Origin of the sequence: Micromonospora sp. NPDC049204, from assembly GCF_040647935.1 — a bacterium.
In the GTDB taxonomy this organism is placed as follows: domain Bacteria; phylum Actinomycetota; class Actinomycetes; order Mycobacteriales; family Micromonosporaceae; genus Micromonospora.
Window position 1 is genome coordinate 33,200 of record NZ_JBEZDC010000016.1, and the last position, 25,959, is coordinate 59,158.

The 25,959-nt window shown below is 72.7% G+C and carries 21 protein-coding genes; 9 read left to right on the forward strand and 12 right to left on the reverse strand.

Annotation, left to right across the window (positions count from 1 at the left end):
* Positions 1 to 96: 96 nt before the first annotated feature.
* From AB0A90_RS26260 to AB0A90_RS26275, 4 genes are all read left to right on the forward strand, one after another.
* A complete protein-coding gene (locus AB0A90_RS26260) occupies positions 97 to 1,656 on the forward strand; it encodes an acetolactate synthase large subunit (protein ID WP_357253162.1) in 1,560 nt (519 codons plus the stop codon).
* A 103-nt stretch (positions 1,657 to 1,759) separates the two neighbouring features.
* Complete coding sequence (locus AB0A90_RS26265) at positions 1,760 to 2,833, forward strand: LacI family DNA-binding transcriptional regulator (protein ID WP_357253165.1); 1,074 nt, start codon at positions 1,760 to 1,762, stop codon at positions 2,831 to 2,833.
* Entirely contained in the window at positions 2,830 to 3,840 is a 1,011-nt protein-coding gene (locus AB0A90_RS26270; protein ID WP_357253168.1) for an aminoglycoside phosphotransferase family protein, read from the forward strand. The genes AB0A90_RS26265 and AB0A90_RS26270 overlap by 4 nt, the downstream gene beginning before the upstream one ends.
* Before the next feature lie 48 nt (positions 3,841 to 3,888).
* Entirely contained in the window at positions 3,889 to 4,374 is a 486-nt protein-coding gene (locus AB0A90_RS26275) for a GNAT family N-acetyltransferase (RefSeq protein WP_357253170.1), read from the forward strand.
* Here the strand turns inward: AB0A90_RS26275 and AB0A90_RS26280 are convergent.
* On the reverse strand, positions 4,355 to 5,647 hold the full coding sequence (locus tag AB0A90_RS26280) for an MFS transporter (RefSeq protein ID WP_357253172.1): 1,293 nt from the start codon (positions 5,645 to 5,647) through the stop codon (positions 4,355 to 4,357). The genes AB0A90_RS26275 and AB0A90_RS26280 overlap by 20 nt on opposite strands.
* Positions 5,648 to 5,773: 126 nt before the next feature.
* Between AB0A90_RS26280 and AB0A90_RS26285 the strand changes: the two genes are divergently transcribed.
* Both AB0A90_RS26285 and AB0A90_RS26290 read left to right on the forward strand, forming a co-directional pair.
* Positions 5,774 to 6,979, forward strand: a complete 1,206-nt coding sequence (locus AB0A90_RS26285; RefSeq protein WP_357253175.1) for an FAD-dependent oxidoreductase — start codon at positions 5,774 to 5,776, stop codon at positions 6,977 to 6,979.
* Complete coding sequence (locus AB0A90_RS26290; RefSeq protein WP_357253178.1) at positions 6,976 to 7,893, forward strand: RNA polymerase sigma-70 factor; 918 nt, start codon at positions 6,976 to 6,978, stop codon at positions 7,891 to 7,893. The genes AB0A90_RS26285 and AB0A90_RS26290 overlap by 4 nt, the downstream gene beginning before the upstream one ends.
* 20 nt (positions 7,894 to 7,913) lie before the next feature.
* On the opposite strand, the gene AB0A90_RS26295 is transcribed toward AB0A90_RS26290, so the two are convergent.
* Positions 7,914 to 8,819, reverse strand: a complete 906-nt coding sequence (locus AB0A90_RS26295; RefSeq protein WP_357253181.1) for a LysR family transcriptional regulator — start codon at positions 8,817 to 8,819, stop codon at positions 7,914 to 7,916.
* A gap of 118 nt (positions 8,820 to 8,937) precedes the next feature.
* On the opposite strand from AB0A90_RS26295, the gene AB0A90_RS26300 reads away from it, so the two are divergent.
* Entirely contained in the window at positions 8,938 to 9,867 is a 930-nt protein-coding gene (locus tag AB0A90_RS26300; RefSeq protein WP_357253184.1) for an SDR family NAD(P)-dependent oxidoreductase, read from the forward strand.
* A 74-nt stretch (positions 9,868 to 9,941) separates the two neighbouring features.
* Here AB0A90_RS26300 and AB0A90_RS26305 read toward each other — a convergent pair whose 3' ends face one another.
* Positions 9,942 to 10,502 (reverse strand): NAD(P)H-dependent oxidoreductase, encoded by a 561-nt coding sequence (locus tag AB0A90_RS26305; protein WP_357253187.1) that lies wholly within the window; start codon positions 10,500 to 10,502, stop codon positions 9,942 to 9,944.
* A gap of 136 nt (positions 10,503 to 10,638) precedes the next feature.
* On the opposite strand from AB0A90_RS26305, the gene AB0A90_RS26310 reads away from it, so the two are divergent.
* Positions 10,639 to 11,121 (forward strand): MarR family winged helix-turn-helix transcriptional regulator, encoded by a 483-nt coding sequence (locus AB0A90_RS26310; protein ID WP_357253189.1) that lies wholly within the window; start codon positions 10,639 to 10,641, stop codon positions 11,119 to 11,121.
* Positions 11,122 to 11,153: 32 nt separating this feature from the next.
* Here AB0A90_RS26310 and AB0A90_RS26315 read toward each other — a convergent pair whose 3' ends face one another.
* From AB0A90_RS26315 to AB0A90_RS26335, 5 genes are all read right to left on the reverse strand, one after another.
* Entirely contained in the window at positions 11,154 to 11,654 is a 501-nt protein-coding gene (locus AB0A90_RS26315) for an anthrone oxygenase family protein (protein ID WP_357253190.1), read from the reverse strand.
* 49 nt (positions 11,655 to 11,703) lie between these two features.
* A complete protein-coding gene (locus AB0A90_RS26320) occupies positions 11,704 to 13,551 on the reverse strand; it encodes an IucA/IucC family siderophore biosynthesis protein (RefSeq protein WP_357253192.1) in 1,848 nt (615 codons plus the stop codon).
* Positions 13,548 to 14,141 carry a GNAT family N-acetyltransferase gene (locus AB0A90_RS26325; protein WP_357253194.1) on the reverse strand — a complete coding sequence of 198 codons (594 nt, stop codon included), beginning with the start codon at positions 14,139 to 14,141 and terminating at the stop codon, positions 13,548 to 13,550. The genes AB0A90_RS26320 and AB0A90_RS26325 overlap by 4 nt, the downstream gene beginning before the upstream one ends.
* Complete coding sequence (locus tag AB0A90_RS26330; protein ID WP_357253442.1) at positions 14,138 to 15,415, reverse strand: SidA/IucD/PvdA family monooxygenase; 1,278 nt, start codon at positions 15,413 to 15,415, stop codon at positions 14,138 to 14,140. Before AB0A90_RS26330 ends, AB0A90_RS26325 begins: the two co-directional genes overlap by 4 nt.
* Positions 15,416 to 15,477: 62 nt before the next feature.
* A complete protein-coding gene (locus tag AB0A90_RS26335) occupies positions 15,478 to 17,016 on the reverse strand; it encodes an aspartate aminotransferase family protein (RefSeq protein ID WP_357253196.1) in 1,539 nt (512 codons plus the stop codon).
* A gap of 184 nt (positions 17,017 to 17,200) precedes the next feature.
* On the opposite strand from AB0A90_RS26335, the gene AB0A90_RS26340 reads away from it, so the two are divergent.
* Positions 17,201 to 19,249, forward strand: coding sequence for a penicillin acylase family protein (locus AB0A90_RS26340; RefSeq protein ID WP_357253198.1), 2,049 nt, complete (start codon positions 17,201 to 17,203; stop codon positions 19,247 to 19,249).
* 55 nt (positions 19,250 to 19,304) lie between these two features.
* On the opposite strand, the gene AB0A90_RS26345 is transcribed toward AB0A90_RS26340, so the two are convergent.
* The 4 genes from AB0A90_RS26345 to AB0A90_RS26360 all read right to left on the reverse strand — a co-directional run bounded on the left by AB0A90_RS26345 (position 19,305) and on the right by AB0A90_RS26360 (position 25,955).
* Positions 19,305 to 23,018, reverse strand: a complete 3,714-nt coding sequence (locus AB0A90_RS26345; protein ID WP_357253200.1) for a S8 family serine peptidase — start codon at positions 23,016 to 23,018, stop codon at positions 19,305 to 19,307.
* Positions 23,019 to 23,243: 225 nt separating this feature from the next.
* A complete protein-coding gene (locus AB0A90_RS26350) occupies positions 23,244 to 23,855 on the reverse strand; it encodes a bifunctional 4-hydroxy-2-oxoglutarate aldolase/2-dehydro-3-deoxy-phosphogluconate aldolase (RefSeq protein WP_357253202.1) in 612 nt (203 codons plus the stop codon).
* 131 nt (positions 23,856 to 23,986) lie between these two features.
* Complete coding sequence (locus AB0A90_RS26355) at positions 23,987 to 25,009, reverse strand: sugar kinase (RefSeq protein WP_357253204.1); 1,023 nt, start codon at positions 25,007 to 25,009, stop codon at positions 23,987 to 23,989.
* A 97-nt stretch (positions 25,010 to 25,106) separates the two neighbouring features.
* Positions 25,107 to 25,955 carry a S1 family peptidase gene (locus AB0A90_RS26360; protein ID WP_357253206.1) on the reverse strand — a complete coding sequence of 283 codons (849 nt, stop codon included), beginning with the start codon at positions 25,953 to 25,955 and terminating at the stop codon, positions 25,107 to 25,109.
* Positions 25,956 to 25,959: the final 4 nt, after the last annotated feature.

Consider the following 25,959-nt stretch of genomic DNA (forward strand, 5'->3'; position numbering starts at 1 on the left):
CCTACCGGGCTACTTCCTGGAACCTAGCAGCACTAGTCCGAAATGCGAGTTTAGTATCGAATCACTGTTGATCCGGGCGGCGACGGGGTGACGTGTGTGAACGGCGCAGAGGCACTACTGCGGACGCTTGTCGACGGCGGGGTCGAGGTGCTCTTCACGAACCCCGGCACCACCGAGCTACACCTGGTCGGCGCGCTGGAGTCGGTGCCCGAGATGCGCGGCGTACTCGCTCTCTTCGAGGGCGTGGTCAGCGGCGCGGCCGACGGCTACGCCCGGATCGCGGGCAAGCCCGCCGCGACACTGCTGCACCTCGGGCCGGGGCTCGCGTACGGCCTGACGAATCTGCACAACAGTCGACGCGCCAACTCGCCGGTGGTCAACATCGTCGGAGACCACGCGACGTTCCACACCGCCTTCGACCCACCGTTGAACTCCGACATCGCCGCCCTGGCGGGATGGCTGCGCGGCCCCGTCCGCCGCCCCGAGGACGCGGCCGGCGCCGGCCCGGACGCCGCCGCAGCCCTCGCCGCCGTCCTGGAGCCCCCCGGGCAGATCGCCACCGTGATCATGCCGGCGGACGTGTCCTGGTCCGACGGAGGCGCGGCCGGTACGCCCGTGCCGCCCCGGCCGGCACCGACCGTCGACCAGGAGGTGATCACCCAGGTCGCGGCGGCTCTTCGGAGCGGCGAACCGACCGCGCTGGTGATCGGCGGAGCGGCACTGCGGGAGGCGGGCCTGCTGGCCGCCGGCCGGATCGCCGCGGCGACCGGTGCACGTGTCTTCTCGGAGCTCTACTCCAACCGGGTCGAACGAGGAGCGGGCCTACCCGCGTTTCCCCGGCTCGGCTTCTATCCCGACCAGGTGCTCGACCAACTGCACGGCGTGCGGCACGTCATCGTCGCGGGCACCAAGGCGCCGGTCTCGTTCTTCGCCTACCCCGACCAGCCGAGCCTCCTCGTGCCCGAGGGCGCCCAGACGCACGTGCTGGCCGAGGTCGGTCAGGACGCCGTCGCCGCGCTGGTCCGACTCGCCGACCTGGTGGCACCGGACACCGCCGCCCCGGTCACCGACCCGCACCGACCGGCGCTGCCCACCGGCGCACTCACCCTGCAGAACTGGGTCGACGTCATCGCGGCACTGCTACCCGAGCGGGCCATCATCATCGACGAATCCGTCAGCTCCGGCATCGCCCTCGCCGCCGCCACCGCCGGCGCTCCCCGACACGACGTGCTCATGCAGACCGGTGGCGCCATGGGCGACGGCCTGCCCCTGGCCGTCGGCGCCGCCGTCGCCGCACCCGACCGGCCAGTGGTGGCGCTGGTGGCCGACGGCTGCGTCATGTACACCGCCACGGCGCTCTGGACCCAGGTACGCGAGCAGTTGAACATCACCAACGTGATCCTCAACAACCACGCGTACGCGATCCTGCGCCAGGAGTGGGGATACTTCAGCAACCGCCCGGGCCGCGCCGAGCCCGGCGCCAATCCGATGTTCGACCTGACCAACCCTCAGATCGACTTCGTCGGGCTGGCGAACGCGTTCGGCATGCCCGCGACCCGCGCCACCACCGCAGAGCAACTCGCGGAGCAGTTCTCCCAGGCGCTGGCCCGGACCGGTCCACACCTCATCGACGCCACCATCCCGCCCGCCGCCTAGCCTGCGACAGTGCCCGGTCACCCCGCGGGAAAGGGCTTTCTCTGCGGTACCGTGGCGCTAGCCGGCACGGCGAGACGCCGTCGACAGACCGAGAGGGCGGGCCATGGCGACCCTGTCCGATGTGGCACGCCGGGCGGGCGTCTCACCCGCCACCGCCTCCCGCGTGATCAACTGCAGCAGCAAACCGGTGACCGACGAGCTGCGGGAGCGGGTGCTCGCCGCCGTCGCCGAGTTGCAGTACGTGCCGAACGCCCACGCTCAACTGCTGGCCCGCTCGCACCGCAGCGCGGTGGGCGTGATCGTGCACGACGTCTCCGACCCGTACTTCGCCGAGATCACCCGCGGCCTGCAACGCGTCGCCACCGACCAGGGCCGGCTGCTGATGATCTGCAACAGCTACCGGGATCCGGACCGCGAGCTGGAGTACGTGGAGCTGCTGCGCGGCCACCAGGTCGCGGCGCTGATCCTGGCCGGGTCCGGTTACCACGACGAGGCGTTCACCCGGCAGCTCAACGAGAAGCTCGCCGCGTACGAGGCCACCGGCGGGCGGGTGGCGGTGATCGGTCGGCACGAACACTCCGGCGACGCGGTGATGCCGGACAACCGGGCCGGCGGCTACCTCGCCGGACGGGAGCTGTGCGGGCTGGGGCACCGGGTGATCGGGGTGGCCGCCGGTCCGCGCATCCTGACCACCACGACCGACCGCCTGGCCGGCCTGCGGCAGGCCCTCGGCGAGCAGGGCCGGGACCTGCCGGAACGGCGCATCCGGTACGCCGGGTTCGACCGCGACGGCGGCGCCGAGGCGACCGCCCGACTACTCGACGCCGACCCGGAGCTGACCGCGATCGTGGCCCTCAACGACTCGATGGCCATCGGGGCGCTCGCCACCCTGCGGACCCGTGGGCTGGCCGTGCCGCAGCAGATCTCCGTGGTGGGGTTCGACGACATGCCGATCGCCCGGGACGTCACCCCGGCGCTGACCACCGTGCGGTTGCCGCTCGTGGACCTGGGAGTCCGGGCGATGTCCCTGGTGCTCGGTGCGGAGGCCCCGACCCCGCGGGTCGAGGTGCTCCCCGCCGAGCTGGTCCGCAGGGACACCGCCGGTCCCGTTCCGCCCGCCGCACCGGTGACCGTCGGCGCCGCGCCGCGCGCTCGAGCGGGTGACACCGTCTCGTGACCGGCGTCAGCCCGACGCAGCGTCTGCTCACCGGTGACGACGTGGCGTATCTGGTCCGGGCGTCGTTCGGCCCGCACACCCGGGTCCGGGACGCCGGACCGCTGGCCGGCGGCGGATACGCGACGGTCTGGTGGGCACGCCTCGACGACGACCGCCGGGTGGTGCTGAAGCTCGCCCCGCCGGCCGGTACGCCGCTGCTGCGCTACGAACGCGGACTCTGCGCCGCCGAGGCCCGATACTTCCGCCTCGTCGCGGAGCACGCCCCGCAGGTACCCGTACCCCCGGTGTTGTGGCACGGCACCGACCCCGCGTACGGCGAGTGGTTGGTCACCGCGCTGCTGCCCGGCCGGTCCCTGTCCGAGCTGGCCAAGGCCGACGTCGCCGTCGACGACGCGCGCTACGACCTCGGCGTCGCCCTCGCCGCGTTGCATCGGGTCACCGGCGACCGGTTCGGGTACGACGGCGACCGGGCCGGCGCAGCGACCTGGCGGGTGGCGTTCACGGCGATGCTCGACGCGCTGCTCGCCGACGCGACCGACTGGCACGTGCGGCTGCCGGTGACCCCGGATCGCCTGCACACGCTCGTCGGACGGCACGCCGACGCGCTGGACGAGGTACGCCGACCGGCGCTGCTGCACTTCGACTGCTGGGACGGCAACGTGCTGGCCGCGCCCGACGCGCAGGGTCGCCTTCGGCTGTGCGGCCTGGTCGACGGCGAACGGTTCCTCTACGGCGACCCCCTGCTGGACCTGGTCTCGCCGCTGCTCTTCCGGCGCGTCGAGGACGACCCGGAGCATCCGCTGTTGCGCGGCTACCGCGACGCCGCCGACACACCCTTGGTGCTGGACGCCTCCGCACGCCGCCGCCTCGGTCTCTATCGACTGCACCTGTACCTGCTGATGACCGTGGAGATGCCCAGCCGTGGCATGACCCCGAGCAGCCATCCGCAGCGGCACGCCCGGCTCGCAACGCTGCTGGACGCGGAACTTCGCGCGCTCACGGCCTGACCCCAATTCCGTTTGTCCGGGCGGCTCGCCGCTCCTACCCTTCTCGGCGTGCAGATTCGGGAGTTCGTGGCGGAGGACTGGTCGCAGGTGTGGCCGATCGTCGAGGAGGTGATCCGGGCGCGGGAGACCTTCCCCTACGACCCGGCGATGACCACCGAGCAGGCGTACGGCATGTGGGTGGAGACGCCGCCGGGTCGGACCGTCGTCGCGGTCGACGGCGAGCGGGTGCTCGGCACCGCGAAGATGGGCACCAACCGGCCCGGGCCGGGAGCGCACGTGTCCACCGCGAGCTTTCTGGTCGCCGCCGAGGCCCGGGGCCGGGGCGTGGGCACCGCGCTGTGCCGCGACGCCCTGACCTGGGCCCGCCTTCAGGGGTACGCCGGCATGCAGTTCAACGCCGTGGTGGAGAGCAACAGCTCAGCGGTCGAGCTGTACCGGCGGGAGGGTTTCGCGGTGGTCGGCACCGTGCCCGGCGCGTTCCGCCACCCCACCCTCGGCCGGGTCGGTCTGCACGTCATGTACCAGGAGTTCTGACCGGCGGCTGACCGGCCTCGGCCACGGCCGGCGGACGACGCGCCTCGGCGCCGGCGCGGCGGACCGGGGTGAAGAGGCCACCGACCGCGACCAACAGGCAGCCAGCGCCGGCCGCGAGGGTGACCGCCTGGACGCCGTACCGGCCGGCGGCCCAGGTCAGCGTGGCGGCGCCGATCGGCCCGAGGGCGTAGTGCGTGCTCCAGAACGCCGAGGTGACCCGACCGAGCAGGTGGTCGGGGGTGATCTCCTGGCGCAGCGACATCGAGCAGATCCCGCCGACACTCAGGCAGCACAGGTACACCGCGGTCAGCGCGGTGACCGCCGGCACGCTCGTCGCGAGGCCGACGCCCGCCACGGCGAAACCGCAGACCGAGTGCGCGCCGATCCAGGTCGCGCCGAAGCCACGTCGACGGCGCAGCGGGGCCACCAGCAGCGCACCGGCGACCGTGCCCAGCGCCGCCAGGCCGAGCACCGCGCCGACCGTGCCCTCGGAGCCGCCGAGGTCGTGGGTGACGTGGTAGATCAGCACGTCGGTGAAGCCGTAGGTCAGGAAGATGAACACCGACAACAGGACGGTCAGCGCGCGCAGCACGGGCTGCCGCCACAGGAACCGCGCACCGGCCAGGAACTCGGCCAGTGGCCGCTCGCGGGTCGCCGGTGCGGCGGCGTCGGCTCGTACGGGTCGCAGCCGGATCAGCCACAGACCGGTTGCCGAGAGGGCGAAGCTCGCCGCGTTGACGGCGATGGCGAGCGCCGGGCCGAAGCTGGCCGACACCACGCCGGCGAGCAGCGGCCCGAGGACGGCCGCCGCCGCGTACGTCGCCTGCAACCGGCCGTTGGCCTCGGTGATCCGGTCGGAGTCGACGAGGTTGCGGACCGCGGTCACCGCCGCGACCTGGAACAGCATGCCGGCCGCCTCGCAGATCGGCAGCACGACGAAGAGCAGCCAGACCTGCGGGCCGGCGAGCCAGGCAAGTGGCACCAGGCCGTAGAGCACCAACCGAGCCAGGTCCGCCACGATCATCAGGGTGCGGCGGTCGTACCTGTCGACGAGCACCCCGCCGAAGATCCCGGCGACGACGGACGCCGCGCCCGCGACGGCGGTGAGCAGGCCCATCTGCGCCACCGACCCGGTGGCCTGGAGGACCAGCAGCGGCACCGCCAGGTAGGCGAACGAGTCACCGGCCGCGGAGAGCGACTGGGCGACCCAGTACGTGCCGAAGGTGCGGTCCCGCCACAGCGGAGGCCGGCCGAGGGCGGCGGATCGGCTCATCGCGACGAGGGTAGTGGACCCGGCCACCCGGTGCTGGCCGTGGCGGGCGTCACACCGACCCGATGTCACGAAGCCGGGGCCGCCGCGCATCTCGTGGTCGTCAATCCCCGCAGAGAGGCGACAACAATGAGCACAGCGCACACCACCGGCCCGGCGGGCACGCACCACGTCCTGATGCTCGGTGCGGGTTACGCGGGCATGGCCGCGGCGACCCAGCTCGCGGCCCGGACCAGGAAGGCCGACGTGCGGGTGACCCTGGTGAACGCGCACGAGCGGTTCACCGAGCGCCTCCGGCTGCACCTGACGGCGACCGGGCAACGCGTCGCCGAGTTGGACATCCCCACGCTGCTGGCGGACACGGGCGCACACTTCGTCCGCGGCTGGGTGACGGCTGTCGACGCGCAGGCGAGGACCGTCCGGATCGACGACAGTCGGGTGCTGCGCTACGACACCCTGGTGTACGGGTTGGGCAGCGTGACCGACACGGCGGTGGTGCCGGGTGTCGAGGAGCACGCGTACACGCTGGACGGTCCGAGCGACGCGACGACGCTGGCGGATCGGCTGGCGCGGCTCGGCGGCGGCACGGTCGTCGTGGTCGGCGGCGGGTTGACCGGCGTCGAGTCGGCCGCGGAGATCGCCGAACGCCACCCGGAACTCGACGTCGTGCTGGTGGGCCGGCAGGATCCCGGGGCGAGGATGACCGCGAGGGCGCGGTCGCACCTGCGGGCCGCGCTCACCCGCCTCGGTGTCCAGGTGATCAGCGGGACAGCGGTCACGAAGGTGCTGCCCGACGGGGTCGAACTGGCCGGTGCGCGGACCATCGCGGCCGACGTCGTCCTCTGGACGGCCGGTACGCGGGTGTCGCCGCTGGCCGTCGCCGCGGGGCTGACCGTGGACGAACGCGGTCGCGTCGTCACCGACGCCACGTTGCGGTCGGTGTCGCACCCCGACGTGTACGCGATCGGCGACGCGGCGGCGATCCGGCAGGGCTACGGCGTCCTGCACGGAACCTGCCAGAGCGGCATGCCGACCGGAGTGCACGCGGCGGTGTCGATCGTCCGCTCGCTGCGGGGCAGGCAACCCCGGCAGTTCCGGTTCGGTTACTACCACACGCCGGTGAGCCTGGGCCGAAACGACGCGGTCGTGCAGTTCACCCGCCCCGACGACAGCCCTCGCCGCGGGTGCCTGACCGGGCGTCCGGCGGTCTGGTACAAGGAGACCGTGAGCGCCTCACCCTGGCCGACGTACCGGCGCATGACGACCATGCCCTCCTCCGGCGTCTTCTGGCCGCGTGGCGGCCGCTTCACCCGTCGGCGGGACGACGCGCGGTGACGCACCCGCCCGACCCGGACGAGCAGGTCTTCCACCGTCACCGCAACCTGCTGTTCTCGGTGGCCTACCGCATCCTCGGCACCGCGGCCGATGCCGAGGACGCGGTGCAGGACGCCTGGATCAGGTGGTCCTCGGCCGACCGCGCCCAGGTCGCCGACCCCAAGGCGTACCTGGCCCGCATCGTGGCGAACCTCGCGCTGGAGCGCCTGCGCTCGGCCCGACGGCACCGCGAGACCTATCCGGGACCGTGGTTGCCCGAGCCCGTCCTGACCGCTGGGGACACCGCCGACGCCGTCACCGACGCCGAGTCGGTGTCGATGGCGATGCTCGTGGTGTTGGAGACGCTCAGCCCGCTCGAACGCGCGGTGTTCGTCCTGCGGGAGGTGTTCGAGTTCAGTCACGCGGAGATCGCGGTGGCGGTGGAACGCTCCGAGGCCGCGGTCCGCCAGACCGCCCACCGTGCGCGCGAGCACGTACGGGCCCAGCGGCCCCGCTTCACCGTGGACCGGTCGCAGCAGCGCAGCGTGACCGAGCGGTTCCTCGCCGCCGCGACCGGCGGGGACCTCAACACCCTGCTGGAGTTGCTGTCCCCGGACGTGACGTTGTGGACCGACGGTGGCGGAAAGGTCCGCCAGGCCCGACGTCCCGTCCGGGGCGCGGAGTCGGTCGCCGCCTGGTTCGCGGCCATCGGCACCGTCACCTACCAGGGCGTCGAGCCGCACGACATGCACGCCGCCCTGGTCGAGATCAACGGTCGTCCGGGCCTGGTGTTCAGCGGTGCGGGCCGCGTGGTCGCCACCATCTGCCTCGACATCGACGCCGCTGGCCGCGTCACCGCCATCCACAACGTGGCCAACCCCGACAAGCTCCGAGCGGTCGCCGACGGCACCACCCACCATCTCCGGACGGGCTGAGCCGCTGACGGGCCGGCCGGTCAGCCGGTCCTGGTGAGGTCGGTCGTGGCCGCGAGGTCGGTTACCACGTCCAGGAGCCGGCGCAGGGCAGGCGCGGCGTCGCCCGGCAGCCAGACCATCTCGGTGTGGGCGTAGGCGCCGGTCAGTGGGACGAACACCACGCCGCTGCGGCGAAGGCTGGCTGCCGAGCTGGCGAGCCGGGTGACGCCGACTCCGGCGGCGACCAGGCCGAGGAGACTCTGCACGCTGGCGTCCTCCTGGACGACGTTCGGCACGAACCCGGCCTCCCGGAACTGCTCCTCGAAGGTGCGGTGCCAGGGTTCCCAGGAGGTGCGCGGCGTCGTCACCCACGGTTCGTCCGCCAGGTCGGCGAGCGTCAGCTCGGCGCGGTCCGCGAGCGGGTGGCCCTCGGGCAGCACCGCGCACACCGGTTCGGTCGTCAGCCTCCGGGACGCCAGGCCGGGGACCAGCGGGGTCCGGGTGAAGGCGACGTCGTAGTGGCCGCCCAGCACGCCCCGCACCAGCGGCGCGATGGCGGTGGACTCGGTGGCCAGGTGAAGATCGGGAAATTGCTGGTGCACGGCCCGGACCACCGGGGGCAGGAGGTGGTTGGCGACGGTGGTCAGGAAGGCGAGTCGCAGGCTGCCGACCTCGCCCCGCAGGGCCCGCCCCACGACGGCGACGGCCTCGTCGGCGCGGTCCGTCACGGCCTGCGCCTCGGGCCGGAACAGGGCACCGATGTCGGTCAGGGTGGTGCCGCGGGAGTCGCGGTCGAACAGCTTCGCCCCGAGGGTGCGTTCCAGTGCGGTGATCTGCTGGGACAGCGACTGCTGGGCGATCATCAGCCGGGCGGCGGCACGGGTGTAGCTCAGCTCCTCCGCGAGGACCAGGAAGTATCGCAGTTGCCGCAGCTCAGGGGTGGCCACAGGGACAGACTGTAGCCAGGTCAGGAAGCGTGTGTTGGCCGTCTCGTCGGACCTCCGCGCAGGATCGTTCGGGAGGCGGTAACGGCCTCGCGACGACACCCACCGAAGGAAGCCGATCATGAGTGCAACACGACTCACCACGCCGTTCCACGCCCGGTCCACCGCCAGTGAGGTGGTGGCCGGTGTCGACCTCAGCGGGCAGCGCGCCGTCGTCACCGGCGCCTCGTCGGGCATCGGCGTGGAGACGGCCCGAGCCCTCGCGAGCGCGGGCGCCGAGGTGACCCTGGCGGTACGGGACATCCGGGCCGGGGAGCGGACAGCGCAGGACATCGGGGACGGCGCGTCCATCCGGGTCGTACCGTTGGATCTTTCCGACCAGCGGTCGATCGCGGCCTTCGTCGCGGCCTGGGCGGGTCCCCTGCACATCCTGGTGAACAACGCCGGTGTGTCGGCGACCCCCGAGACGCGCACGCCGGAGGGCTGGGAGTTGCAGTTCGCCACGAACCACCTCGGCCACTTCACGCTCACCACCGGGCTGCACCGGGCGCTCGCGGCGGCCGGCCGCGCCCGCGTGGTGTCGCTCAGCTCCATCGCCCACGTGCAGGCGCCGATGGTCTTCGAGGACGTCAACTTCCGCACACGCCCCTATGACCGGATGCTCGCCTACGGCGAGTCGAAGACCGCCACCGCGCTTTTCGCGGTCGAGGCGAACCGGCGCTGGGCCGACGACGGCATCACTGTCAACGCGGCCAACCCGGGAGCGGTCGCCACGAACCTGGGGCGGCACCTCACCGAGGAGGACTACGCGGGGCTGCCGGCGTTCGACTTCAAGACCCCGGAGCAGGGGGCGGCGACCTCGGTGCTGCTCGCCGCCTGGCCGCAGCTCGACGGCGTGGGCGGTCGCTACTTCGAGGACTGCAACCAGGCTGCACGCCACCGCCCGGAGACGCCGCTGCAGGGCGTCGCCGACCACGCGACCGATCCCGTGGCGGCGGCGCGGCTGTGGCAGGTCTCGCTCGACCTGCTCGCCGACGCGGGGCGGGCCTGACCGCCCGGGAGGCGGACAGACGCAGACGGCCGCGGGAGGGATCCCGCGGCCGCCTACGGACGTGCTCGAGACGATCAGGCCTGGCGCAGCGGCGCGAGCGCGGCGCTCCAGGCGACCACCTGGTCAAGGGTGGTGGTCAGCGCGTCGCGCTGGAACTCGTTGGGCTTGAACACGCTGAAGTTCTCGAAGTCGGTGAAGAGCGACAGCGCGACCTGCGAACGCACGTCGGCCATCTGCAGCTCACCGGAGATCAACCGCAGGTGCTCAACGGCCCGCGCGCCGCCGACCGAGCCGTAGCTCACGAAGCCCACGGCCTTGTTGTTCCACTCGGCGTACAGGAAGTCGATCGCGTTCTTCAGGGCACCCGAGGTCGAGTGGTTGTACTCGGGGGTGACGATGATGAACCCGTCGTAGGAGGCGATCGTCTCGGCCCACCGCTTCGTGTGCGGCTGGGAGTACTGGCCCATCGACGGCGGGTACGCCTCGTCGAGGTGCGGCAGCTGGTAGTCGAGCAGGTCGATCAGCTCGTACTCCGCGTCGGAGCGCTGCTTGGCGATCTCGAGCACCCAGCGGGCAACGGCTTCACCGTTACGCCCCGGGCGGGTGCTGCCGAGAATGATCCCGATCCTGGTCATGGTGGCGCCTTTCCTCGGTGCTTGGGCTGACGGCCCGACGCTAGCCGGTGATTGCTTGGTCAAGCAAATGTCGCCTCTATGGTCGTGGTCACACGCTGAGTAATCAGTTGCTCAATCAAGCAAGTATGCTGTGAGGATGTCCAACCCCGCCGCAGAACCCCTGCAACCCCTCAACCCCGACGAGGAGGCCCTGGTCCGCGCCCTGGGTCAGGTGATGCACGTGCTGCCCCGCGCGATCGACGCCGACATGGTCGGTGACCGTCAGCTACCGCTCACCGAATACACCGCTCTGATGAACCTATCCGAGGCGCCGGACCGGCGGATGCGGATGAACGAGCTCGCCGCGGCCTGCTACCTCTCGCTCAGCGGCATGACCCGCACCATCATCCGGCTGGAGACACAGGGCCTGGTCAAGCGGGAGCGCTGCGCGGAGGACGCGCGCGGCTGGAACGCCGTGCTCACCGACGCGGGGTTCGCCCGCCTGGAGGAGTCCTGGCCCAGCCACCTGGACGCCGTCCGCCGGCGCTTCCTTCAGCACTTCGAGAGCTTCGACCTCGCCCAGCTGACCCGCGCGTTCCAGCGGGCCGGCACCGCCGAGAGCACCGAGACGACCGACTGAGCCCGGCCCCGCCCAGCCGGTCGTCCGGCGACTCAACCGGGTAGCCGCCCCGCCACGACCAGCGCCCACGCCAGCAGCCCGAAGGCGCCGGTCGACGCGACCGCGCGGAGCACGTTGCCGCGTACCCAGCTCACCTCGAAACGCTCCCGTAGGGCCGCGAGGTCGGTGCCCCCGTCCACGTCGCCGGCGCGGGCCAGCACGTTGTTGAGCGGCACGTTCACCGCGGCGGTGACACCGAGCACCACCAGGTACAGCAGCAGCCCGGCGACGATCCAGGGCAGCACCGCCCGGCGGTCGGCGGCCAGGTGCAGCGCCGCCGCCAGCAGCGTGAACAGCAGCGCACCGCCGAAGCAGACGGCGAACCACCCGTTGAGGATGGACTCGTTGATCCGTCGCATGGCGAGCACCAGCGTCCGGTCGTCGGTGCGGCCCAGGCCCGGCATGACCGCGTACGCGAAGGCGGCGAACAACCCGGCGGTCAGGCCGGTGGTCACCGTGGCGACGAACAGGCTCGCGGTACTCAGGAATCCCATGGGCACCATTGCACCCGCTGGCACGCCTGCTGACCAGACCCGATCATGGTCACCGGGTCGGAGCGTGGGCAGCCAACGGGTTGACGAGGGTGCCGACGAACTGCAGCGCCGCCGACGGGTCGGACAGGTCGATCATCTGCTGGTTGTCGCGCAACTGGAGCCGGTTGAGGCAGGACAGCGTGAACTCCGGTGCGAACAGGTCGTAGTGGCGGACCCGCTCGGCCAGGTGCGGCACCCGGTCGAAGTAGTCGGCGGCGCAGGTCGCGACCGTACGCCAGAAGTCGTCCTCGGCGAGCACACCGGCCTCGACCAGCACCGCGTTGAGGTGGCGCAGGAAGCAGTCCACCACGTCGGTGAAGATGGTCAGCAGCTTGGTGTCGTCGGGCACGTCGACCCGGATCCGTTCCACCTCGGCGGGCAGCTCGACCTTGTCGCTCATCACCGCGATCTCCTCGGCGATGTCCTTGAAGATCACCCGCTGGACCGTGTCGTGCTCGTCGAGGACCAGGATGACGTTCTCGCCGTGCGGCATGAAGGCCAGGTCGTGGGCGTAGAAGCTGTGCAGCAGCGGGGTCAGGTAGGCATCCAGGTAGCGGCGCAGCCACACCTCGGGGGCCAGGCCGGACCGGGCGATCAGCGCCGCCGCCAGTGAGCCACCCTCGTCGTCGACGTGCAGCAGCGCGGCCATGGTGGACAGTCGCTGTCCCGGCGCCAGGTCGGGCACGGGGCTCTCCCGCCACAGGGCGGCCAACATCTTGCGGTACGGGGAGGTGCGGTCGGTCGCCGCCTCGTACTGCCGGTGCCGGTAACCCACGGCGGCCCGCTCCCGGATGACGGTCAGGCCGGTGCCGGTCAGCACCTCGTCGGAGGCGATCAGCTCGGCCAGCCAGTCGTTGATCGCCGGGGTGGCCGCCATGTACGCCGCCGACAGCCCCCGCATGAAGCCCATGTTCAGCACCGACAACGCGGTCTTCACGTAGTGCCGGTGTGGCGCGGTGACGTTGAAGAAGGTGCGGATGGACTGCTGGGCGAGGTACACGTCCGGCCCCGGGCCGAGGTGCACCAGCCGGCGCGCGGCCAACTCCCCGGCGAAGGTGACCGCCAGCTTGTTCCACCACTGCCACGGGTGCGCGGGGATCAGGTGGTAGTCGGCGAGGTCCAGCCCGAGATCGGTCATCGTGGCCGCGAACCGGCCCCGGGTCTCGGCGTCCAGCTCGCTCTCGATCAGCGTGTCGTAGTCGAGGTCGGCGGCGCTGCTGAACGTCGAGTGGTCCCGGTGCGCGGCGAGCCACTCCAGCCGGACCGGGGCGGCGGCCTCCGGCGCGTACCTGTGGTATTCGTCGACGCCGAAGCCGAGCCGGCCGTTGTTGGCCACGAAGCACGGGTGACCCTCGGTCATCGACGTCTCGATGGTCTGGAAGTCCGCGTCGGCCAGTTCGGCGGCGCTCGGCGCGGCCTGGGCCAGCTTGTACGCGGTGCCGGCCAGCGTCGAGGTGATCTCCTCCAGGTAGACCGGGAGTACCCGCGCGGAGAGCCCGAGGGTGCCGCGCAGCTCGACGATCAGGTCCACCGCGTCGGGCGGCAGCGTCGTGTCGTCGCGGTGCCGGGTGATGCTGTCCGCGTCGATCTGCCAGTGCGCCAGGGCCAGGACCCGCGCGGCGAACCGGTAGGTGACCGTGCCGTCGTCGCTGCGCACCTCGTACCACTGCCGGTCGTCCGGACCCGGCACCGGCTGCGGGGTGAGCAGCCGCTCGTGGGTGAACTCGGCGAACGCCTTGCGGACCAGCAGCCGGTTGGCCCGGGCCCAACGCTGGGGGGTGAGATGCGCGACCGGGTCGCCGGGGCTGTCGTACGCGGCGGCGACGGTGGTCTGGGCGGGGACGGCGGTGGCGGTCACGCCGGGGCTCCTTCGGTTCGGGTGGCAGCGGCGCGGTCGGCAGCGGCCTGGAACTGGGCTCGGGTGCAGACGCTGAGCAGCGCGTCCTTCTCGGGCTTGACGATCGGGCCGACGACGGTGAAGCCGACGGCGGCGTTCAGCGCGTGCACCGCGGTGTTGCGGACGTCCGGCTCGACCACGACCCGACGGGTCGCCGGGTCGGCGAAGAGCCAGGCCATGACGGTGGTGAGCACCGCCCTGGTGAAGCCGTGCACCGGAGTGCCGACCGGCGCGCAGAGGAAGTGCATGCCAACGTCACCGGGCTGGTGGTCGTAGAGGCCGACCAGCTCGACGTGGGCCGGGTCGTAGCGTTCGGCGAGGAACGCCGGACTCCCCCGCCACAGCCCCAGGTACGCGTCGTGGTGCGGGTGCGCGGCGATCCGCCGGTACTCGTCGGCCACCCGGGTCACGTCGGCGTCCTGCATCAGCCAGAACGCCGCCTTCGGGTGGGTTACCCAGGTGTGCAGCAGCGCGGCGTCGGCGTCGGCGTCGAGCGGACGCAGCGCGAACTCACCGAGCCGATCGTCGACGCGGGTGAAGACGGCGCTCACGACGTCACCCCGAACTCCTGGAAGGTGATGCTCTTCTCGATCGGGTAGTGCTCCCGGCCGAGCAGCTCCCGGATGATCCAGGAGTTGCGGTAGGCGCCCATCCCCAGGTCCGGTGAGGTGATGCTGTGCGTGTGGGTGCCCGCGTTCTGCAGGAAGATGCCCCGCCCGCTGTGGTCGATGCTGTAGTTGCGGGCTACGTCGAAGCGGCCGTGCGCATCCCAGCGGATCCGATCGCGCACCGGCGCGAGGAACTCCGGCACCCGGTAGTGGTAGCCGGTGGCCAGGACGAGGCCCTCCGTACGCAGCGTGAGGTCCCGTTCCTGCTCGACCTGACGCAACCCCAACGTGTACGCGCCGTCCTGGTGCGCGGCGCTGACCAACTCGGTGTTGGTGAGCAGGCGGGTGTTCACCGGCCCGTTGACGCTCAGCGCGTACAGCAGGTCGAAGATGTCGTTGATCAGGTCGGCGTTGATCCCCTTGAACAGGCCCTTCTGGTCGGACTCCAACCGGTAGCGGGTCGTCTCGGGCAGCGCGTGGAAGTAGTCCACGTAGTCCGGTGAGGTCATCTCCAGCGTCAGCTTCGTGTATTCCAGCGGGAAGAACCGCGGCGACCGGGTCACCCAGTTGAGTTGGTAGCCGTACCTGTCGATGTCGCCGAGCAGGTCGTGGTAGACCTCGGCGGCGCTCTGTCCGCTGCCCACCACGGTGATGCTGCGCTTGGTGCGCAGCGCCGTCCGTTGCTCCAGATAGCGCGAGTTGTGCACGGCGTCGCCGGGCAGGTCGGCGACCGCGTCGGGCAGGTGCGGCGGCGTGCCCGTGCCGAGCACCAGGTGCCGGGCGCGATATTCGACGGTCTCCCCCGTGCCGGTGCTGGCCCGCACCACGTACCGCTGGTCGGCGGTGTCGAACTCCACAGTGGTCACGGTCTGACCGAAGCGCAGGTTCGGCAGCTTCGCCGCCGCCCACCGGCAGTACGCGTCGTATTCGCTGCGCAGGGGGTAGAAGCTCTCCCGGATGTAGAACGGGTAGAGCCGGCCGATCTCCTTGAGGTAGTTGAGGAAGGAGTACGGCGAGGTCGGGTCGGCGAGGCTGACCAGGTCGGCGATGAACGGGGTCTGCAACCGGGCCGACTCCAGCAGCATGCCGGGGTGCCAGGCGAGGCTCGGCCGGGCCTCCAGGAACACCCCGTCCAGGTCGTCGATGGGCGCGGTGAGGCAGGCCAGCCCCAGGTTGTACGGGCCCAGCCCGATGGCGATGAAGTCGTGGGTGGACATCCGGGTCTCCAGGCGCGAATTCGGGTTCACCGGCATCAGCCGACGTGGCAGGTCGGTCGGCATCAGCCGACGTGGCAGGTCAGCTCGGCGGCGACGTGGTCGTGCACGTACCGGCCGGCGTGGGTGGCGATCAGGTCCAGCACGTAGCCGACGTCGTCGACGGTGGTGGCCGGGTTGAGCAGGGTGAACTTCAGGAAGTGTCGGCCGTCGACCCGGGTGCCGGCGACCACGGCGAGACCGGACGCCGCGAGGGCCTCCCGGGCGTGCAGGTTGGCGGCGTCGGCGAGGCCCCGGCCCGCCCCGGTGGGGAGGTACCGGAAGACCACGGTGCTCAGATCGGAGCGGGTCACCACCTCGAAGCGGGGGTCCTCGCTGACCAACTGCCACGCGTCGGCGGCCCGGTCGATCACCTCGTCGAAGAGCGCGCCGAGGGCGTCCGGCCCCATCACCCGCAGGGTCAGCCAGAGCTTCAGCGCGTCGAAGCGGCGGGTGGTCTGCAGGCTCTTGTCGACCTGGTTGGGGATGCGCTGCTGCACCATCCGGGCCGGGTTGAGGTAGTCGGCGTGGTAGGTGGCGTGCCGCAGCGCCTGCCGGTCGCGGACCAGCAGCGCGCTGGAGCTGACCGGCTGGAAGAAGGACTTGTGGAAGTCGACGGTCACCGAGTCGGCCCGCTCGATGCCGTCGAGAAGGTGCCGCCGCGTCGGCGACACGAGCAGCCCACAGCCGTACGCGGCGTCGACGTGCAGCCAGACGCCTGTCGCCGCGCGGATCTCGGCCAGCTCCGGGAGCGGGTCGATGGAGCCGAAGTCGGTGGTGCCGGCGGTGGCCACGACGGCCATCACCACCAGGCCGGCCTGCCGGCACCGCGCGATCTCCTCGCGGACGGCGGCCGGGCGGATCCGCCGCCGGGCGTCGGTGGGCACCGCGATCACGGCGTCCGGGGCGAGGCCGAGCAGCTTGGCCGACTTCTGCACGCTGAAGTGACCGGCGGCGGAGGTGAGCACGCGCAGCCGGGGCAGCAACTCGGCGCGCGCCGCCGGCCCGATCGCGTCGGCGCACGCCTCCTCCCGGGCCAGCAGCAGGGCCTGGAGGTTGGACTGGCTGCCGCCGCTGGTGAACACACCATCCGCGGTGGGACCGAGGCCGATCCGTTCGGCGGTCCAGTCGATCAGCCGCCGCTCGATCAGTGTCGCTCCGGCGCTCTGGTCCCAGGTGTCCAGCGACGAGTTCACGGCGGTGAGCACCGCCTCGCCGAGCAGCGCCGGGATCGCCACCGGGCAGTTGAGGTGGGCCAGGTAACGGGGGTGGTGGAACCAGACGGCGTCGCGCAGGTAGACGTCCTCCAGCTCGTCGAGCGCGGCACTCGCGTCGCCCAGCGGCCGGTCCAGGTTTACCCGGTCCACCAGGGGGGCCAGCTCGGCCGGCGTGATGCCGGTGAGCGGGCGGTCCACCGTGGCCACCCGGCGGGCGACCCGGTCGACGCCCTCGGCGATGGCCCGCCGATACTGCTCGACCGAGCCGTCCTGCAACAGGTGGGCCCGCGCGGCGGCCGGCGCCGGTCGTGGCGCGGTGGTCTCGACGGGGTACGTCGGCACGGTCACTGGATGTCCTTCCACGTTCTCGACGAGGGCAGCCGGAACCACCCCCGGGGCGGTCGCGCGCCTCCCGGGGGCAGTGCTGTCGATCAAGGGGTGGTCGGGTCGACCGAGGCAGCGGGGTTAGGTTAGCCTAACCTCGGTCATTGTCAACAGCGGTTCGCCGTCACACCACTGGGGAGCCCCACACGTGAATGCTCGGCGTTTCCGCGACCCGTGGGGCGTACCGCACCTGCGGGCCGACGACCCCCTCGCGCTGGCGGCGGCGCAGGGCCGGGTGACCGCGTACGACCGGGCGTGGCAGCTCGAGGTGGAACGGCACCGCGCCCAGGGCAGCAGCGCCACCTTCCTCGGCGTCGACGCGCTCGGCTGGGACCGGTTCGCCCGGCAGGTCCGGCTCGACGACACCGCACGCCGCTGCCACGCGACACTCGACCCGGCGACCGCCGAGTGGGTGGGCGCGTACGTGGACGGGGTCAACGAGAGCCTCGCCACCGGGGCGGCACGCGCGCCGGAGTTCGCCAAGACCGGGCTGCGACCGGGCCGGTGGGAGCCGTGGACACCGCTGGCGGTCTGGCTGGGCCACCACATCCTGTTCGCGGGGTTCCCGAGCAAGCTCTGGCGTGAGCACGTGGCGCAGCGGCTCGGCCCGGACGCGGTCGACGCGTTCGCCACCGACGGTCCCGCCGTGGCCGGCAGCAACGGGTGGCTGCTCGCCGCCGCGCGCACCGGCACCGGCGCCGCGCTGCTCGCCGGTGACCCGCACCGGTTCCTGGAGGATCCCGGCGTCTACCAGCAGATCCGGTTGGCCTGCCCGGAGTACGACGTGGTCGGGCTGGCGGTGCCGGGCGTGCCGGGCATCGCGCACTTCGGGCACACCGGCGCGGTGGCCTGGTCGATCACCAACGCGATGGCCGACTACCAGGACCTGTACGTCGAGCAACTGCGCCGCGACGGCGAGCAGGTGCAGGCCCTCGGCCCGGACGGTTGGCGGCCGGTGCACGTCCACGTCGAGACGATCCTGGTGGCCGGGGCCGACCCGGTCCAGGTGGAGGTGGTGGAGACCGACCGGGGTCCGGTGATCAGCGGCGGGCCGGACGACGCGACGGCGATCAGCCTGCGCTACCCGCCCCGGGTCCGCGCCGAGCTGGGCTTCGCGACGCTGCCGGAGCTGCTGCGCGCCCGCACCGTGACCGATGTGGACCACGCGCTGCGGCACTGGGTGGAGCCGGTCAACGTGGTGCAGGCGGCGGACACCGCCGGTGGGCTGCTGCACCGGGTCGCCGGGGCGGTGCCGGTACGGCATCCGGACAACGGCCGGCGGGTGGTCCCCGCCTGGGAGGCCGCGCACGCCTGGCAGGGTTGGTACGCGCCGATGCCCCGGGCCGAGGTGGTCGGCCGGGCGGTGATGGCCAACGAGCGAGGGCTGGCGGCGCCGCTCGGCGTCGAGTTCGCCCCACCGCACCGGGCAGACCGGATCGCCGAACTGCTCGACGCCGGGCACGCCTGGACGGCCGACGCGGTGGCCGCGGTGCACACCGACACACACCTGGGCTCCGCCGGACCGCTGCTGGCGGTGCTGGCCGAGTCGACCGGCCTCGGTCCGACCGCCGCCGCGCTGCGTGAACGGCTGCTGCGCTGGGACCGGCGGATGGCCGCCGACAGCACCGACGCGGCGGAGTTCGCCCTCCTGCGGGCCGCGGTCGTCCGCCGGTTCGCCGCCCACCCGGCGCTGGCCGCGCTGGCCGAGCCGCCCGCGTACCCCGAGGTTTTCGCGCCCTGGTTGGCACTGACCCCGCGCGTCGGTCACGCGCTGGAGCACCTGGTCGGCGCGGCCCCGCTGCCTGGTGTGGACGTGGCCGCGCTGGTGCGCGCCGCGGCCGAGGAGGTCGCCGAAGCGGCGGACTGCCCGGTGCGGTGGGGGGACCTGCACCGGCTCGCGGCGTGGCGGGCGCTGCCCGACCCGGATCTCGGACCCGGCCCCGGACTCGACGGCGACCACGACTGTGTGCTGGCCACCTCCAGCGTGCCCGGGGTCACCCACTGGTGCTTCCGGGGGCCGGCGGCGCGCTTCGTCTGGGACCTGGCCCGGCGCGAGGACAGCCGTTGGGTGGTCCCGCTGGGCGCCAGCGGGGTGCCCGGCGACCCGCACCACGACGACCAGACCGCCGCCTGGCTGGCCGGAAGACTGTTGCCGGTGACCACCTCCTGGGACCAGCTCATCGAGGAGCGGGACTGACACGGCCGCCGGCCGGGATGCCGAGGCACCCGACCGGCGGCCGGTCACACGGGCGTCAGCGCAGACCGAACGCCCGGGTGATGTGCTGACTCACGGTGTTGCCGGCGGCGTCCCGCGCGGTGGTGCGCAGGCTCACGAAGCCGGCCTTCGCCGGTGCGGCGAGCGAGGTACGCCAACCGTCCCCGTGCCGGCTCAAGCGCTGCTTCTGCCAGGTCGCCCCGTCGTCGTAGGACACCTCGACGGTGACCGCGCCGACCGTGCCCGAGACACCGGGCAGGTGGGCGGCGACCACCGTCAACGGTGCCCGCCGCGACGCCGTGCCGGCGGAGTCGAGGGCCACCCGGTAGTCCACCTGGATCATCGGCAGCACCGCCGACGACTCCTCCCCGGTGGCGGCCGAGGTGAAGCCCCACTCGGTGCGGGTCTGCCGGGAGTACGGGTTGGTCCAGGCGGCCCGGTCGTTCTCCACCACCAACCGGTACGGCAGACGCTGCGCCGCCAGGCCGGAGACCTGGAGATACTCGGCGTTGCCCCAGTTCAGCTCCCGGTCACCCTGGTAGAGGGTGGTCCGGTTGACCATGTCGTAGTTGGCGCGCGCCTCACCGATGTGACCACCCCCGTCGCCCCAGCCGGGCGCGGGCAGGTAGAGGGTGTCCAGGTAGCGCACCGGCACGTAACCCCCACCCATCCGGGGTCGCTGGATCGGCCCGAACCACTCGACGGCGCTCGGCCGGCCGGCCGGATAGGTGGCCACCTCCATCAGGTGCTGGCCCGTCTCGCCGACGATGTACGCGTCGTCGATCCACCGCTCGCCGGCGGTCACCCAGTCGGTGCGCCGACCCTGGGCCGGGACGGTCTCCTGGTTGCCCGAGGCCATGCCCTTCCAGACGTCGGTGCGGAACTCCAGCGCCTTGCCCGGGCGGTAGTTGCGGAACTCCACGTCGACCCGGGCCAGGTCCCGCTTGGCCGGCCGGTAGGTGGGGTCGGCCGGCACCGTTCCCGTCCAGTGGTGCGCCACGTCGTACAGGTAGGTGGTCTCCGGGTGCGACTCGGCGGTCAGCCGCACCGGGCCGTGGCCCAGCGCCGCGATGAGCTGGTCGCCCTCGTCGGCGGTCAGCGTCGCCACGGTCACCGGGGCCGGACTCTGCGGGCTCCACGGCGTCTCGTCCCAGGGGTCGAGCCGACCGACGCCGTCGTTGACCACCAGCAGCAGCGTCGCCCCGGCCGCCGCGACGGCCCGCGCCTGGGTGGCGATGTCCACGGTGTCGCTGCGCCGCACCACCACCGCCCGGTCCCGGACCGGACGCTTGGCCAGCCCGGCCGCCGAGGTGTCGGCGACGTAGACCGCGTCCAGCTGGCGACGACCGGCCGGCAGCGCGGGGGTCGCCCGCTTCACCAGCAGATCGTCGTACGCGCGGCCGGCCGCGAAGATCGTCAACGCCGGCTGTTCGAGCCGCCACCGGGCACCGAACTCGAACTCGCCGTCGGTGACCTTGCGGCTCGTCGGCAACGCCCACATGCTGTCGTACGAGTCGTTGGGCAGCACCTGACTCTCGGTGAGGCCGTTCGCGGTGGACCGGTGGATGTCCATCCGCAGCGAGGTGGCCGTGACCTGCTGTGGCACCGTGGCCCGTACCTGCCGGGCGGCCCGCGCGTCCAGGGTGACGGTGCGGTCGCGGTCCAGGTTGACGTCGGTGAAGCTGAGCATCGCCATGCCCCTGGAACGCGGACCGTTCACGCCGCGCACGTCCGCGGTGATCCAGCCGGTCCAACTCGCCACCGGCAGCCGCAGCGTGGCGGTGCCGCTCTCGGGCAGGTCCACGGCGGTGAACAGCCCGTCGGTGGTGAGGATGACCTTGCCGACGAGCGGTTTGCCGTCCCGGTCCTTGGCGACGAGCGTCAGGTTCTGCCGCTGACCCTCCTTGCCGGCGCCGATCAGGGTGCGACCGCGGACCACACCGGCGTCGTCGGTGGCGACGACCATGCCGCTGACCTGCTTCTCCACCGGCAGCTTGTCGTACGCCGCGGTCAGCGTGACCGTGGCGGTGCCGCCGGTGGGCACGGTCACCCGGTCGGCGGAGAGGGCGAAGAGGCCGGCCGGCGCGGTGGTCGCGTCGAGGGCCAGCTTCAGCGTGACCGGCGCGGTGCCGAGGTTCGTGTAGGTGACCGTCCGGTCGACGGTCCTGCCCGGCTGCTGCGGCCAGGCCTGGAAGCCGGAGTACGCGCTCGGGGTGGCGAAGACGGTGGCCCGGGTGGCGGCGACCGCGTCGACGCGGCCGGCACCCGCCTGGTACGGGGTGTACTCCGGAGTGGTCTTGACCGTGCTGACCAGCGCCTCCTTGATGCGCTGACCGGTCCAGTCCGGGTGCGCCGCGGCAACCAGCGCCGCCGTGCCGGCCACGTGCGGGGTGGCCATCGACGTGCCGCTCATCAGCGTGTAGTCCCCCGACCCACCCCGTACGTGGTGGGAGCGGGCCGCCAGGATGTCCACGCCGGGCGCGGTGATCTCGGGCTTGAGCCCGCCGTCGCCGGCCCGGGGTCCCTGGCTGGAGAAGTCGGCGAGGTGGTCGGTGGCGTCGACGGCGCCCACGGTGAGCGCGGAGTCCGCGGCTCCCGGGCTGCCGATGCTGTTCGGCCCGCCATTGCCGGCGGCGATCACGAACAGCGCGCCGGTCTCGGCGCTGAGCCGCTCGACAGCCTGGCTCATCGGGTCACTGCCGTCGGTGGCCTCGCCGCCCAGGCTCATGCTGACGACCCGGGCCTTCTGCTCGCGGGCCGCCCACTCCATGCCGGCGATGATCCAGGAGTCCTGCCCGCTGCCCTCGCTGTTGAGCACCTTGCCGATGTGCAGGCGGGCACCGGGGGCGACGCCCCGCTCGACCCCGCCGGACGCGGCGCCGGTGCCGGCGATCGTCGAGGCGACGTGTGTCCCGTGGCCCTTGTAGTCGAGGATGTCCGGCTCCGTGGGCACGAAGCTGCTGGACTCGGCGATCTGACCGGCGAGGTCCGGGTGCTCGGCGTCGGCGCCGGAGTCGAGGACCGCGACGTCGACACCGGTGGCGGTGTTGCCCCCGGCCCAGACCGTCGGGGCGCCGATCTGCGCGGTGGAGTCGGCCAGGTCGGCGTGGACCCGTCCGTCCAGCCAGACCTTGGCGATGCCGTTGGCGAGGGTCGGGGCGGCACCCGTACGCCGGGCGGTGCCGGCGGTGAGGGCGGTCCAGAACCGGTCGGCGGTGGCGCGCTGGCGCGTCAGCGCGGCACCCCGCACGCTGTCGAGCGGGCGGACCAGCTCGGAGCCGTCCACTGTGGGGCGGGTGCGGGCGCGGACCGCCGCGTCGGTCATCGTGACGATCAGCGGCAGCTTGTCCGTGTGGGTGTCGTCGTAGCCGTCGGCGATCAGCTCGGTGACGTTGAACAGCTGCCGGTCCAGCACGCCGCTGGTGACGTACGGCAGCGCGCTGTCCGGGTAGACGTACGTGTCGCCGTTTTGCACGGTGCGGTGGAAGGTCGGCGTGCTGCCGTCCGGGCGGCGCACGGTCGACACGGTGCTGCCGTCCGCCGCGGTGGTCACCGTGACCGTGTCACCGGTGATCAGCGTGACGGTGGACGCGCGTCCGGCGGCGGCCGGAGGAAGGCCGACCGGGCGGTCGGGGGTGGTCGGCGGGGCGGCGGACGCCCCCGCGGCGGGTGGGGTGAACCCGGCCGCCAGGGTGAGGGCGGTGCCGAGGGCGATCAGCCCGGATCGGCGACGCCGGCGAGACAGAGCCAAGATGACCTCTTTGCGTCGAGAAGTGGTACGCCGCACAGCATCGACGCAACACCCACCCCCGACGCCCACCAACCCCCGACGCACTTACGCCATGGCACAAACCCGCCACCCGCCCTGGCGGCCGCGCCCCGCCCCACCGGGTTGATCAAGAGATTTGCGTCAGGATTCCGGCTTCCGGTGACGCAAACTTCTTGATCAACCCGGTCGTGGGTGGGGGTGGGTGGGTTAGCTGGAGGGGCGGGTTAGCAGGGCGGCTAGCCGGTCGAGTTGGGTCGGGTCGGACAGGGCTGAGCCGACCGCCGCCACCCGTACGCCGGCTTGCAGGAACGCCTCGGCGTTGCCCGCGTCCAGGCCGCCGGTCGCGACGAAGCGCAACTGCGGCAGCGGGCCGGCCATGGCCTTGAACCAGGCCGGTCCGAGCGAGATCGCGGGGAACGCCTTGAGCCAGGTGAGCCCGTGCCGCAGCGCCTGCTGGGCCTCGGTGGGGGTGGCCACACCGGGCAGGTGCGGCAGACCACGGGCGGCCGCCGCGTCGGCGATCGCGAGGTCCAGGCCGGGCGCCACGGTGAACCGGGCGCCCGCGTCGGCGGCAGCGGCGACCTGCTCGACGTCGAGCACGGTGCCCGCGCCCACGATCCGGCCCCGCGCGGTGCCCGCCTCGACGGCGGCGCGCAGCGACGCTACGGCGTCCGGGGTGGCCACCGGCACCTCCACCACGTCGATGCCGAGGTCCCAGGCTCGCTCGGCGAGCCGAACGGTCTCGGCGACCGGCAGGCCGCGCAGGATCGCCATCACCCGGGCGCTGCCGAAGATGTGCTCGAAGTCCGCTGTGGTCATGGTGCACTCCATCCGAGATCGCGGTGAATCTGTTGCCTGCTGGCCGGGTCGAACGCCGACCTGGCCGGGTCGAACGCCGACCTGGCCGGGTCGAACGCCGACCTGGCCGGGTCGGACTGCGACGGTATGACTCAGGTCGTCGCCAGGGCGCCGGTCAGGTCGAGCGGCGACCAGGCCTCGACGGGGGCGTCGATCAGCCTCTCGAACCAGGCCCATGCCGGGACCGGGGCGTTGTCGCCGCTGCTGGTCAACGCCTGTGCCGCGACGAGGTGCCCGAGGCGCAGGCGCCGCACGGGATCGAGGCCACGGAGCAGCCCGGCCAGATAGCCGGCCGCGAACGCGTCTCCCGCGCCGACCGGCTCCACCACCGCCACCAGGGGCGCGGATACGAAGACCGGCTCGGCGTCCCGGCACAGTGCGGTGGCACCCACCGCGCCATCCTTGACCACCACCGTCTCCGGCCCGGGCAACAGCCGGCGTACGGCCATCGGGTCGGCGGTGCCCCACAGCGTCTCCGCCTCGTCCTGCCCGACGAAGACCAGGTCGCTGCGGTCGGCCAGGTCGCGCAGCACCGGCGCGGCCTGCGCGGCGGGCCACAACCGGCCCCGGTGGTTGACGTCGAAGCTGACAAGTGCCCCCGCCAGCGGCCGGTCCGCCACGGCGTGCTCGACAAGCGCCCGGCAGGAGGCGGAGAGCACCGGCGTGATGCCGGACAGGTGCAGCACCCGGGCACCGGTCAGCTCTGGTGCGGCAAGCGTGCCGGGATCCATCCGGGAGGCCGCCGAGCCCGCCCGGTAGTAGTGCACGGCGGTGCCCTCCGGGCTCGGGTCCTTGACGTACAGGCCGGTGGGGGCGGCCGGGTCCACGCTGACCTGGTCGACGTGGACGCCGGTGGCGGCGACGTGCCGGACGACGGCCCGGCCGAAGGGGTCGTCGCCGACCCTGCTCACCCAGGCCGCCCGGTGCCCCAGCCGCGCCAGGTAACCGGCCACGTTGGATTCCGCGCCGCCGACCGACACAGCGACCCGGTCGGCGTGCTCCAACGGCTCGCCCGGCGCGGGGCAGAGCACCACCATCGTCTCCCCGACCGTGGCCACCTCGATCGGCGCGGAGCCCGGGACGGTCGCGTCGTCAGGTGGGGAGTCGGTCGGCATCGGGCACACGTCCTCGCGGCGGGGGTGCTGGGCGTCGCCGAGCCTAGGTGTTGGAACGCGAGGCGAGCAACCCGTCATACGTCACACCCATCGGCGCTCAGGGCAATGTCAACGAGTAAGCGGCGAGCACCTCCCCGATCGGCTGGTAGTAGGTGGTGCCGCCGGAGGTGCAGTTGCCGCTGCCGCCGGAGAGGATGCCGAGGATGGTGCCGGTGGAGGCCACGTAGAGCGGCCCGCCGCTGTCGCCCGGCTCGGCGCAGATGTTGGTGCGGATCAGGCCGTAGATCACGCCGGTGGCGTAGTTGACGGTCTGGTTGAGGCCGGTGACGGTGCCGCACCGCACGCCGGTGGTGACGCCGCTGCGACAGACCGCCTGACCGACGTACGCGGTGCCGGGTCCGTGGATGGTCAGCAGACCCGGGTACGTGTAGACCGCGCTCGGGTGGGCGATCCGCCCGGTGTAGCGGATCAGCCCGTAGTCGTTGGTGGGGTAGCTGGTGGCGGTGCGGGTGCCGAGCACGGTGGTCTGCGCACTGTCGGTGTACCAGGTGGCGGCGGCGGTGGTGCAGTGCCCGGCGGTGATCACGTAGTAGGTGCTGCCGCTGCGCGCGTTCGCGCCGAGCGAGCAGCGCGCGCCACCGCCGTAGATGCCCTGCCCACCGGCGATCAGGGGGCGCAGCGTTCCGGGTTCGCGGCGCAGCGCCACGCCGGCCCGGTCGGTCACCGCCCGCAGTGCGGCCAGCTCGCTCGGGGCCACGGTGTCGTCGACGGTGAGGGTCATCCGGCCGGTGGCGGGGTCGAGGCCCCAGGCGGTGCCGGCGGTGCGTACCCCGGAAAGCACGGCGGCCGCGTCGGCGGCCCGGTGGGGGCCGGCGGCCCGCGCCGTGCTGGGCGTGCCGAGCAGGAGGGTGGTCAGGACGAGGGCGACGAGCGGGGAGCGGCGCATCCGA